Source organism: Neisseria iguanae (genome assembly GCF_003013245.1).
GTDB classification, from domain to species: Bacteria; Pseudomonadota; Gammaproteobacteria; order Burkholderiales; family Neisseriaceae; genus Neisseria; species Neisseria iguanae.
Genome location: NZ_PXYY01000083.1, coordinates 1 through 11,464 on the forward strand (window position 1 = coordinate 1; position 11,464 = coordinate 11,464).

An 11,464-nucleotide genomic window follows, 5' to 3' on the forward strand; every position below is an offset into this window, starting at 1 on the left:
CCGTTATCCCCCACAACGGTGGTACCAACCTTTCCCTGCCGCTTTTTAAGATGCCGGATACCGCCGCTTTCCCTGCTGCCGCGCTTCCGCGTTTACCCTTACGCCGACCGCCGAAATAACCCCCGTCTGGCCCGGTGGGGCCTCTGAAAACCCCGCCGGTTGCCTGCGCCAAATGACAGGCAGCCGCTTGGCGGGTTTTGCGGTAGGCTAACATAGCCCAACCGGGTTGGATACCCAGAATATCAGCGGCTGCACGGGCCATTACTTCCGGTACAAAAAACCGGAGAAGTTTTCTTTGGGCATTCTTTGTTAATTTGCAATGGTTATCTTCATTTTTGCCGTCTGACATGACTGCTAATTTGCTTCAGCCCCTAAAACAAAGTTCGTTCGTTTATGGGCAAAGATTTGATTAAGGTGTTCACCGGACAACGATGTGTGGGCAAAAGCGATCTCTTGTTTCAGATCATGCAAGAAATCAATAAGAGGGAAGACAACGCCGCCATCATCTATGTTAATCAAGAAAATCTTGCCTTTACCCGGCTCAAAACCGACCAAGATTTGAACAATTACATCAAAGTACAGAAAAAGACGAACATCAAATAAATCAGCAACATACATCGTAACCACGATAATCGGTAGCCCAGCTTCGCAACTCAATTGTTTTTTCTTCACCACTAACAAATGTTTTATCAGTATTCGAAGATTTATTGGGTTCCAACTCAACCGACCTAAGTTACAGAAAAGATTTCAGACGGCTTTTTAAAGTTTATTTCAATAACTCAGGAGGAATGCCGCATACTGGAACCGGGTTGATTTTGTGCTGCATGGCTTTGTGCAATCGGGTGTAGATTTTCAAAACTTCGCGCTTGCGGCCGCTGAAATCTTCGGGTTGATGCGTATCGTAAACGCTCATTGCCCATTCGAGTTCGGGGTAGCTCGCACCCATTTGTTCTTCATCGGTGCGCTCGGTGTCCCACAAACCGTCAGTCGGCACGGCTTGCTGAATGGCTTCGATGACATTCAATTCTTTGGCCAGTTGGTAAACTTGGGTTTTGGTCAAATCGGCAATCGGGCTGATATCCACGCCGCCGTCGCCGTATTTGGTGAAAAAGCCCACGCCGAAATCTTCGATTTTGTTGCCGGTACCGGTGACGAGCAGGCCGTGCAGTTGGCCGTAGTAATAAAGCGTGACCATGCGCAAGCGGGAACGGGCGTTGGCCAGTGCGAGCTGCTTGTTGGGGAATTCGGTTTCATCGACTTCAACCGTTTCGGCAAAGGTATCAAACGTCAGGGTCAAGTCTACGGTCATGGCGGTCACGTTGGCGTAGCGTTGCTTCAAATTATCCATGTGCTCGCGTGCGCGGTTGACTTGGTCGGATTTTTGGCGAATCGGCATTTCAATCAACAACACGTTTAGGCCGGTTTTAGCGGCCAATGTGGACACAACGGCAGAATCAATGCCGCCGGAAACGCCGACTACAAAACCTTTGGTGCAGGCTTTTCCGGCATAATTTTTTAACCAATCGACGATGTGGCGGACAACAGCTTGTGCTTGCATAAATAGGCTCCTGGTTGCTGGAAATTAAAATGATAGCCCTATTTTAGGCCGTCTGAAAGCAAATCAGGCAGTTTCTTGAAGATTTTGTTAAAAATAGTTATTTTGTGGCATAGAGAAATGGTTGGAATTGATATAATTGTCAACAAATTTTACCTGATTTACAGGTAAAATCAATTAGTTAATCCATTATTATTTGAGGTAGAAATGAAATTTTTAGACCGTGAGGCTACCATAGCCAAGCCGGGTTTCAACCGATGGTTGGTGCCGCCTGCGGCATTGGCCGTGCATTTGGCCATCGGCCAGATTTATGCGTATTCTGTGTTTAATGCACCGCTGGCTAAGGTAATCGGTATTACCGAATCGGCAGCGGGCGATTGGAAGCTGGCCACGGTCGGCTGGATTTTCAGCATTGCCTTAGCGGTACTGGGGGCATCGGCGGCAATGTTTGGCACATGGATGGAACGTGCCGGCCCGAAAAAAGCTATGTTTGTGGCGGCTTGCTGTTTCAGCTTGGGATTTTTGGTATCGGCGATTGGTGTCAGTACCCACAATTTAGCCTTGCTGTACTTGGGCAACGGCGTGATTGGCGGTATCGGTTTGGGGCTTGGCTATATCGGGCCGGTTTCCACGCTGATGAAATGGTTCCCCGATAAACCGGGCATGGCCACGGGCTTGGCGATTATGGGTTTCGGCGGGGGTGCGATGGTGGCCTCGCCTTTGTCGGTATGGCTGATGGCTTTGTTCAGCAGCGACACTTCAGTGGGCGTGGCACAGACTTTTGTGGTATTGGCGTTTATTTATTTTGCCTTGATGATGTTCGGTGCATTTACCATTCGTGTACCGGCAGCGGATTGGAAGCCGGAAGGCTATGTCGCGCCTAAGGTGAAAACCAAGCTGGTCAGCAGCAATCATGTGAACGTCAACCAAGCAATGAAAACACCGCAATTTTGGCTGTTGTTTTGGGTGCTGTGTCTGAATATTACTGCCGGTATCGGTGTATTGGGGCAAGCTGCGGTGATGATTCAGGAAATGTTTTCCGAAGAATCGGTGGGTAAGCAGGCGGCAATCAGCATGGGCGCGGCAGCAGGTTTTGTCAGCTTGTTGAGCTTATTCAATATGGGCGGACGTTTTTTCTGGTCGAGCATTTCCGATAAAATCGGCCGCAAAAATGTGTACACTATTTTCTTTGTGCTGGGTTCGCTTTTGTATTTTGCCGTGCCGTTGATTGGTACCGGCGGTAACAAAACTTTATTCGTAATTTGTTTTTGCGTGATTATGTCGATGTATGGCGGCGGCTTTGCGGCAATTCCGGCTTACTTGAAAGATTTGTTCGGCACATATCAAGTCGGCGCGATTCACGGTCGGATTTTGTTGGCATGGTCAACCGCCGCCGTGATTGGCCCGGTGTTGGTCAACTACATCCGCCAAAGCCAAATTGACAGTGGAATTCCGGCGGCGCAGGCGTATAGTGTGACAATGTATATTATGGCTGGTTTGCTGTTGGCTGGATTGCTGTGTAATTTATGCGTGAAAGCTGTGCATGAGAAGCACCATGAAACCGACATTCGCAAAGCCGCTTCAAGCAGTAATCCGGATGATGAAACCATGATTTCTGATGCTTATTTGCTGCAAGAAAGCATTAAACGCAGCGGTTTCTCATTGTGGTGGCGTTGGGCGTTGTTGTTGGTTCCGTTGCTTTACGGCATTGTGATGGTGTTTGCGAAATCATTGGATTTGTTCCGCTAACCCGATATTAAAGGCCGTCTGAAACGTTTCAGACGGCCGAGACCTTTGTAGAACTCATTAAACAGTCAGCGTTTCCCAAACGGAATAAAAAAGAGCCACTTTAAAATGGCTCTTTTGCTTGAAACGTGCTGACGGTTTATTGAATCACTGCTTTTTTTGTCGATAAGCTTCGGCTGCTTCACGGTCACGTTTGGTAGCCTGGCGCATCATCCAATAGTTGCCGAGAATCACCAGCGTGCCAATAACAGCAATAAAGATGGTCGCCAATACGTTCATCTGCGGATCCAAGCCGAGTTTAATTTTGGAGAAAACCACCTGCGGCAAGGTAGAAGAACCCGGACCCGACAAGAACGATGTAATCACCAAATCATCAAGCGACAAGGTAATGCCCAGCAGGAAGCCGGAAGCAATCGCAGGAGCAATCAACGGCAGGGTAATCACAAAGAAGATTTTCAGCGGGCGTGCACCTAAGTCCATGGCGGCTTCTTCCAACGACTGATCCAATTCAATCAGGCGCGAACGAATCACCACGGTAATGTAGGCCATACATAAAGTGGTGTGTCCCAAGAAGATGGTAAAGAAACCGCGGTCAAAGTAAAGCGCTTGAAGCCATTCATTGTTTTGCAGGAACATTTGCACCTGAATAATGAGCAGCAACATTGACAAACCGGTAATCACATCGGGCATCACCATCGGTGCGGAAACCATACCGGCAAACAAGGTGTTGCCACGGAAGCGCTTAATACGTGCCATCGCATAGCCGGCCAGCGTGCCGAGTACTACGGCTGCCAATGAAGAAACAATGGCAATGCGCAGCGACAACCAGGTAGCTTCCAGAATGGTACTGTTTTGCATCAGGGCCGAGTACCATTTGGTGGAAAAGCCGCCCCAAACTGTTACCAGTTTGGATTCGTTGAATGAGTAAATGACCAAAACAAACAACGGGATATACAAAAATGCTAATGAGATGAACAGCATCAACTTTAAGAACCAAGATAATTTTTGCTTATGCATTATTTCGATCCTTCTTCAATTTGACGGTTGTCATAATGCTGGTACAGCGCAATCGGAATCACCAGCAGAATCACCATCACCACCGCAACGGCGGAAGCCAAAGGCCAGTTGTTTTGGTCAAAGAATGCCTGCCACAATACTTTACCGATCATCAGGTTTTCAGAGCCGCCGACCAATTCTGGAATCACAAATTCGCCTACTGCCGGGACGAATACCAACATGGAACCTGCGATGATGCCGGTTTTCGACAAGGGCAGGGTAATGGTAAAGAATGATTTAACCGGGCCGGCACCCAAATCCGAAGCGGCTTCCAACAAGCGGCCGTCAAGTTTTACTAATTGCGTGTACAAAGGCAGAATCATAAACGGCAGATAAGCGTAAACCATCACCAGATTTAAGGAAAAGGCATTGTAGAACAAATCCAGCGGCTGGCTGATGATGCTGTTTTTCATCAAAAAGTTGTTGATAATGCCGTTGTGTCCCAACAAACCCATCCATGCGTAAACACGCAGCAGAAACGATGTCCAAAACGGCAGCATAATCGCCAGCAGCAAACCGTTGCGAATCGACGGTTTGGCGCGGGAAATGGCGTAGGCTGTCGGGTAGCCGATGAACAAACAGATGATTGTCGTCGTCAACGCAGTTTTAATCGAAGACCAATAGGTCAGCAAATAAATATTTTCCCCGTTGCTGCTGAACGGATTGAGCAGCTGACCCAATGTTGCTTGGAAATTTTCGAATATATCTGCATAGTTTTGCAAGCTGAGCAGAATATTCAGGCGGCGGAAATCTTCATCGTAAGTGGTGAGCAGTGTAAACGGTGGAATGGCGATTTCCTGCTCGGCAAAACTGATTTTCAGCACAATCGCAAACGGAATCAGAAACAACACAAGCAACCAAAGATACGGAATGCCGATTACGAGGCGCTGTCCCGGTTTGCGGAACAGTTTTTTCTTTAATTGGGTTAAATTCATCGCGGTATTCCTTTTTTATCGGAACAACGGAGTAGGCTGGTTTTCAGGCCAGCTTACATAAACGGTTTCATCCCAAGTCGGCGGAGTGATGTTGCGCACATACCAGTAAGGTGCCGGTACTTGGCTCTTAATCACGCGGCCGTTTGGCAGTTGGATGTGGTAAATGGCAAAGCTGCCCAGGTAGGCGATTTCTTTAACTGTGCCTTGCGCCCAGTTGTAGTTGCCAAAATGTTCGGGTTTGTCTTTATACACATCAATGTCTTCGGGACGGATGCTGACCCACAAATCCTGTTCGGCAGGCCCGCCTAAGCCGTGGTCGATGCGCACATGGTTTTCCAAGCCGTCACATTGGATAATCGCGTAATCGGCATGGTCTTCCACCACAAAACCTTCAAAAATATTGGTTTCTCCGATAAATTCAGCGGTGAAGCGGCTGTTCGGGTAATCGTATACGTCGCTCGGGGTGCCGACCTGCTGCAGTTGTCCGTCGGACATAATCGCCACGCGCGTCGCCATGGTCATGGCTTCTTCTTGGTCGTGCGTCACCATGATGCAGGTTACACCGACTTGTTCAAGCGTATTGACTAATTCCAGCTGGGTCTGCTGGCGCAGTTTTTTATCGAGCGCGCCCAATGGTTCGTCAAGCAACAGGATTTTCGGGCGTTTGGCCAAGCTGCGCGCCAACGCAATACGCTGCTGTTGGCCGCCTGACATCTGATGCGGTTTGCGTTTGGCAAATTTGGCCATCTGCACCAAGCGCAGCATTTCTTCTACGCGTGCATCGATTTCGCCTTTGGGCATTTTGTCCTGCTTCAAACCGAAAGCGATGTTTTGTTCAACCGTCATGTGCGGGAACAAGGCATAGCTTTGGAACATCATGTTAATCGGACGTTCATACGGTGCCAGCTTGGTAATGTCTTGTCCATCCAGAATGATTTTGCCCTGATTCGGGATCTCCATACCCGCCAGCATGCGCAGCAGAGTGGATTTACCGCTGCCCGAGCTGCCCAAAAGGGCGAAAATTTCATGTTGGTAGATATCCAAGTCGATGTTATCGACAGCGTAATTGTCACCAAACTTTTTCACCAAACCTTGGATTTGCAAATAAGGTTTGGCAGAAGACGCAGTGGTTGCGGTCATAATGGCAATACTCCAAAAATTGAAACGAGTACCGGCAAAACGGATTTTTCGATGGGGGATAAAAAGCTGTTTGATTGCTGGAAGGCGTTTTCAGATAATATAAAAAAAGGCCGTCTGAAAAAGCTTGGAGAGCGCACGGGCAGCAGGAAAAGAGAAATAAAGTTTCCAAAAATAAATAACCTGACAGGCCAGCAGACTATTTAATTTTGAAGACGTGAAAAGCCTGTAAATGAACTCAATATTATATTAGCCCAAGCAGGGTTGGGGCAATATTAAATTTTGGTTAATGGTTTACTTTAAGCGGATTTGCTGTGATTCCGTGGCAAAAAAGGGATAGTATGAAACCAGACGAATTTAATCGTATCGAATATTTTCTGCCGTCTGAAACGGTTTTCAGACGGCATTGTTGTATGCGGTAGACTATTTTATTTCAAGCGCAAAGAAAAAGTTGGGTATTTTATTGATTTGATATATCATAAAATTATAATATAAATAATTATTTTAGATTGTTATGAGTATTAAACAATGGCCCGAAGGGGAAAGGCCGCGTGAGAAATTATTGGCGCGGGGCGCGGCGGCATTGAGCGATGCCGAATTATTGGCGATTTTGTTGCGGGTTGGTACGCGCGGCATGAGTGCAGTCGATTTGGCACGGTATCTGCTAAAAGAATTCGGCAGTTTGGGGAAATTAATGAGCGCGGACGCACGGGCATTGGCTGCGCATAAAGGCATGGGGTTGGCCAGCTTTACCCAGTTCGCCGTAGTGAAAGAAATCGGACGGCGCATTTTGAGTGAAGATTTGCAGCAAAACATGACGCTCAGTAATCCTCAATCCGCTGCCGATTATTTGCGCTTAAAATTGGGGTATGAGAAGGTGGAAGTCAGCGTGGCTTTGCTGCTCAACCGGCAAAACCAACTGATTACCGTGCATGAATTATCGCGCGGTACGGTGGCAGAAAATACAGTTTACATTCGTGAAATCGTCAAATTGGCTCTTGAAGGATACGCTGACAGCCTGATTATCGCCCACAATCATCCGGGCGGATATGCAAGGCCGTCTGAAGCAGATATTCAGTTTACAAGCAGGTTGGGGCAGGCTTTAGGTTTGGTGGATATACTGCTGCTGGATCATTTTGTGGTCACCGCACAGGAAGCTTATTCTTTACGACAGGCAGGATTGATGGATTAAGAATGAAGCAAGGCCGTCTGAAAGATTGCATACTTTCAGACGGCCTTGCGATGATTTTTTTTTAAGAGACTTTACTCGTACGCACTGATTTTGTCGGGTAAACCCACTTCATGCGGATTCAAACGCGAGCGTTCTTCCTGTCCCAAACCGATTTGTCTGTGTAAACGGGTCATGTAGGCATTAACATCCAAACAAAGACCGTAAACGCTGCGCTTCCCACAAAGTTTCCGCCAGCATATCCATCATTTCATGTTCAGCACGAACTCGGTCATCATGATAGTGTGCGTGCAATTGCGCATGTATCGTGCGAATACCCGGTGGCTGGTCGATGGCAGCTTGTTCCTGTAATGTATAGGAAAGTGCAGCGACATATACAAAAAAGTATTACTTTCGCTGTCTTCTGGCAGCCAGTTTTTATCCAAATAATTGTTGATTCCGCCAGACAATGTTCGTATTCGGGACGAACTTCAATAATACACAAGGCCTTTTGCTGCAAACCGCCAAGCTGCAGCAGCATAAACGGTGTTGCCAAACATGGACAAAGAAACGGCGCACGTCGTGTGTGTTGGCATCGTACATGTTGGTTTGTCCTATTCAGAAAGTTAAAAGAAAAGGCAGTCTGAAAATTGGTAAGATGTTGCTGAATAATCGACAGGTGTTGTATTCCATAGGATAATAAACCGCCAAAAAGCTAGAATGCAGCCTTTTTACGAGGCTTGTCACAAACGATATTTTCAGACAGCCTGATAAAGATTGGCAAAATCATATACTCTGCGTATAATAAATACTTCCTATTCAGAAAGTTAAAAGAAAAGGCAGTCTGAAAATTGGTAAGATGTTGCTGAATAATCGACAGGTGTTGTATTCCATAGGATAATAAACCGCCAAAAAGCTAGAATGCAGCCTTTTTACGAGGCTTGTCACAAACGATATTTTCAGACAGCCTGATAAAGATTGGCAAAATCATATACTCTGCGTATAATAAATACTTCCTATCTGGGGGCGATCTTGGTTTCGACGGGGGTTGCGAAGCAGATGCGGGCATACCGGGGTCTCAGATTTCCCGTAAAACACTGAATTTAAATAGTCGCAAACGACGAAACTTACGCTTTAGCCGCTTAAGGCTAGCCGTTGCAGCAGTTGGCCGATGGGCTGTGTAGGGTTAAACCTACGGCAACGTCATTTTACATTGGCTGGTTTTCCGTCGGGTTGCTTGGCGGAAAATAAGATTTAAGGTAACTGGCTTCCCGAGAGCCTGTCTGTCGGCGTAAGGGAAGTAAGATTTTAAGTAGGCAAGACTAAGTATGTAGAACGCTTTGTAGAGAGCTTTCGGACGGGGGTTCAATTCCCCCCGCCTCCACCAAACACACTTTTCAGGAATATCTTGAAATACCGTAAACCCCTAAATTTCTTGATTTTAGGGGAAGGTAACGCCTGTGGTATGCAGCAGTTTACCACAAGGCAAAACCACCGCCTAAATATCAGACGGTGGTGCAAGCTAAAGCAAATAGCAAATACCGGCGTTTCCTCTACTGCCACCCGATAACCAAAAAAACCGATTCTGTACAGCTTGGCACGTGTCCGGTTATCAGCCTCTGAGAGAAGCACGCGCCATGCGTGAAGAAAACCGCCGATTGATCGGGGTATAGACCCTAAGCAGCATGAGAAGAACAGCGAGCGAGCCAAGCAGAAAGAAGCGTTAAACACATTTGAGAGCTTTTCTAGGGAATGACACAAACATCGAAGCAATAGGGTGGTACGGAGAGAAGGAGGCATAGCAGGCGCGTATTGCGAGGTCTTGAAAGACACATTTTACCTCTATATCGGTAATATGCCGATGACATAGATTGAACCGCTGGATATTTTATCTGTACTGCGGCGAATTGAATCAGCCGGTAAATATGGCACCGCAAAAAAGGTTTTAGACATAATCAGCCCCGTATATGACTATGCATTTGAAAATGCGCCGTGTTACCTACAACCCCGCCTACAAGCTAAGAGATGAATTAACGCAGGTAGAACAGAAAAGCCACCCGCTAACCTACTATAAAAAACTAGCGGTATTGTTACGCGAAATTAACGCTTGCCGAGGTATGCCGCAAACAAGGGCGTTATTCCGTATTTTGCCTTATATATTCACAAGGCCGTCTGAATTGCGCCTGATGAAGTGGGAAGAAATCGACTTCAAAGCCAAGATATGGACGAAGAGCGGCAAGAATATGAAAAACGGCTTGGATTTTATAATCCCTTTGAACCGCCAAGTATTAGCCATACTGGAAGAAATCAAGCAGGTAACAGGCAGCTATGAATATGTGTTTTTTAATACCAGCTACAAGCAGTCATTAAGTAAAGGCGAAATTAGAAAAGCCCTTGAGCGGTTAGGGTATAAAGACGAACAAATCCCGCATGGTTTCCGCCATGTAGCAGCAAGCACCTATCTGAATGGTACGGGTAAATATCAGCCTGATTGGATTGAAGCGCAATTAGCGCATAAACTGCCAAAGACAAGCAGAGCGAGTTATAACAAGGCTGATTATCTACCAACCGGATAGCCATGATTCAGGAATGGGCGGACTATCTGGACCGTTTGAGAGACGGCCAAGAGTAAAAGCAAACACCTGCTATCAATCAGAGCTGGTGTTTTTTTGTATAAAATAAAACCACTATATAATAAGGGAAGGGATATGTTTTTTAGTGGTTACACTCTCTAAAACCTTTTATCTATAAGGCTTATACTGTAACCCCTCCTCTTTAAAAAAGTGGTTACAGCTGGGTACGCTGGTCACTCTTTTAGAGAAAACAGCGTTTCTAAAATTAGTTAACTATATCTATCATCATGGGTATTCACACAACAATCAGTATTTGCATTGAACTTGCAAAAATCCATATTTTCAGACGGCCTTTAATTCAATCTTGGTAAAATACACACAAATACATAAAAGACATTGACCAGTTATATTTTGTGTGTAAAGTTACACACGTAGCAGACGTGCTATAAAACTGTATAAGAGTGTTGATAAATAGTCATGACATCATTGCACTACTCGAACCGGACGGTTGGTATCTCGTAGCCACAAGGGGAAGTCACAGGAATACAAACACCCTGAAAAACAAAGCTGCGTTACCATGCCACACCATGAAAAGGATTTACCAATCGGTACAGCCAAAAGTATCTTGAAGCAAGCCGGTTTGAAATAGTGCAACAGCAGAGTGGTGACTCGCTGCCACCACTCAATCAGTAGGGGCAATCTCACGCGCCCAAAGCCCGAAAAACAACCGAGAGAAAAAAATGTTTATCCCAGCCGCCATTCACAAAGGTGAACATTCCGCTTACGGCGTAACCATTCCCGACTTACCCGGCTGTTTCAGTTACGGCGACACCGTAGCAGAAGCCATTGCCAACGCCAAAGAAGCCGCCTACTTTCATATAGACGGCCTGATTGAAGACGGATTGTTTAAAGACCTGACACCCAGCAGTATTGAAGACTTGCAACAGCAAGACGATTATCACAACGCTGTTTGGGTAATGGTAGAAATTGATCCAGCTAAAATCAGCCAACAGCAAACCCGCTTTAACGTAAGCGGACCGCAATACCTGCTTGACCGCGTGGACGAATACACCGCCGCCCATGAAACACGCAGCGGATTTTTAGCTAAAGCAGCATTAAACGCCATGAATCAGGCATAACAATAAAACCCGCATAACAGCGGGTTTGAGACCTTTGCAAAACCCTCTTAAACCCCATGCAAAGTAACCATAGTTACCAAATGGCGTAATACGTCCCAAACCCCTAAAATCCTCTAAATTCCCTTTAAGCCGAATTTAGAGGGTTTTCTTCATGA

The 11,464-nt window shown here is 46.4% G+C and carries 12 protein-coding genes, 1 other RNA gene and 2 pseudogenes; 8 read left to right on the forward strand and 7 right to left on the reverse strand.

Translation table 11 applies throughout. From position 1 onward, the window contains the following. The 3 genes and pseudogenes from C7N83_RS10885 to nadE form a co-directional block, all read right to left on the reverse strand. A pseudogene (locus tag C7N83_RS10885) lies at positions 1-349 on the reverse strand (IS1595 family transposase); the annotation flags it as partial. A gap of 5 nt (positions 350-354) precedes the next feature. Then, positions 355-657 (reverse strand): hypothetical protein, encoded by a 303-nt coding sequence (locus tag C7N83_RS16230; RefSeq protein WP_245911211.1) that lies wholly within the window; start codon positions 655-657, stop codon positions 355-357. 109 nt (positions 658-766) lie between these two features. Then, positions 767-1,558 (reverse strand): NAD(+) synthase, encoded by a 792-nt coding sequence (gene nadE / locus C7N83_RS10895; protein ID WP_106742634.1) that lies wholly within the window; start codon positions 1,556-1,558, stop codon positions 767-769. Between the two features lie 204 nt (positions 1,559-1,762). Between nadE and C7N83_RS10900 the strand changes: the two genes are divergently transcribed. Continuing rightward, complete coding sequence (locus C7N83_RS10900) at positions 1,763-3,304, forward strand: L-lactate MFS transporter (RefSeq protein ID WP_106742635.1); 1,542 nt, start codon at positions 1,763-1,765, stop codon at positions 3,302-3,304. A gap of 144 nt (positions 3,305-3,448) precedes the next feature. Here C7N83_RS10900 and C7N83_RS10905 read toward each other — a convergent pair whose 3' ends face one another. The 3 genes from C7N83_RS10905 to C7N83_RS10915 are packed head-to-tail and all read right to left on the reverse strand — an operon-like array spanning position 3,449 to position 6,432. Then, positions 3,449-4,318: an ABC transporter permease subunit gene (locus C7N83_RS10905; protein WP_106742637.1), complete on the reverse strand. Its 870-nt coding sequence runs from the start codon at positions 4,316-4,318 to the stop codon at positions 3,449-3,451. Continuing rightward, positions 4,318-5,292, reverse strand: coding sequence for an ABC transporter permease subunit (locus C7N83_RS10910; protein WP_106742639.1), 975 nt, complete (start codon positions 5,290-5,292; stop codon positions 4,318-4,320). Before C7N83_RS10910 ends, C7N83_RS10905 begins: the two co-directional genes overlap by 1 nt. A gap of 15 nt (positions 5,293-5,307) precedes the next feature. Further along, positions 5,308-6,432 carry an ABC transporter ATP-binding protein gene (locus C7N83_RS10915; RefSeq protein WP_106742641.1) on the reverse strand — a complete coding sequence of 375 codons (1,125 nt, stop codon included), beginning with the start codon at positions 6,430-6,432 and terminating at the stop codon, positions 5,308-5,310. A gap of 51 nt (positions 6,433-6,483) precedes the next feature. Between C7N83_RS10915 and C7N83_RS14920 the strand changes: the two genes are divergently transcribed. Continuing rightward, positions 6,484-6,636: a hypothetical protein gene (locus tag C7N83_RS14920; protein WP_170064899.1), complete on the forward strand. Its 153-nt coding sequence runs from the start codon at positions 6,484-6,486 to the stop codon at positions 6,634-6,636. A 307-nt stretch (positions 6,637-6,943) separates the two neighbouring features. Further along, positions 6,944-7,621, forward strand: coding sequence for a RadC family protein (radC, locus tag C7N83_RS10920; RefSeq protein ID WP_106742642.1), 678 nt, complete (start codon positions 6,944-6,946; stop codon positions 7,619-7,621). Between the two features lie 71 nt (positions 7,622-7,692). On the opposite strand, the pseudogene C7N83_RS10925 reads toward radC, so the two are convergent. Beyond that, positions 7,693-8,200, reverse strand: a pseudogene (locus C7N83_RS10925) (DUF1841 family protein). A gap of 419 nt (positions 8,201-8,619) precedes the next feature. On the opposite strand from C7N83_RS10925, the gene ssrA reads away from it, so the two are divergent. The 5 genes from ssrA to C7N83_RS10945 all read left to right on the forward strand — a co-directional run bounded on the left by ssrA (position 8,620) and on the right by C7N83_RS10945 (position 11,309). Continuing rightward, positions 8,620-8,984, forward strand: a transfer-messenger RNA (tmRNA) gene (gene ssrA / locus C7N83_RS10930). Positions 8,985-9,503: 519 nt separating this feature from the next. Further along, positions 9,504-9,626, forward strand: coding sequence for a hypothetical protein (locus C7N83_RS17085; RefSeq protein WP_425437520.1), 123 nt, complete (start codon positions 9,504-9,506; stop codon positions 9,624-9,626). Continuing rightward, on the forward strand, positions 9,583-10,173 hold the full coding sequence (locus tag C7N83_RS10935) for a tyrosine-type recombinase/integrase (RefSeq protein ID WP_170064900.1): 591 nt from the start codon (positions 9,583-9,585) through the stop codon (positions 10,171-10,173). Before C7N83_RS17085 ends, C7N83_RS10935 begins: the two co-directional genes overlap by 44 nt. Positions 10,174-10,747: 574 nt before the next feature. After that, complete coding sequence (locus tag C7N83_RS16770; RefSeq protein WP_342747607.1) at positions 10,748-10,819, forward strand: type II toxin-antitoxin system HicA family toxin; 72 nt, start codon at positions 10,748-10,750, stop codon at positions 10,817-10,819. A gap of 91 nt (positions 10,820-10,910) precedes the next feature. Then, positions 10,911-11,309: a type II toxin-antitoxin system HicB family antitoxin gene (locus tag C7N83_RS10945; RefSeq protein WP_106742646.1), complete on the forward strand. Its 399-nt coding sequence runs from the start codon at positions 10,911-10,913 to the stop codon at positions 11,307-11,309. Positions 11,310-11,464: the final 155 nt, after the last annotated feature.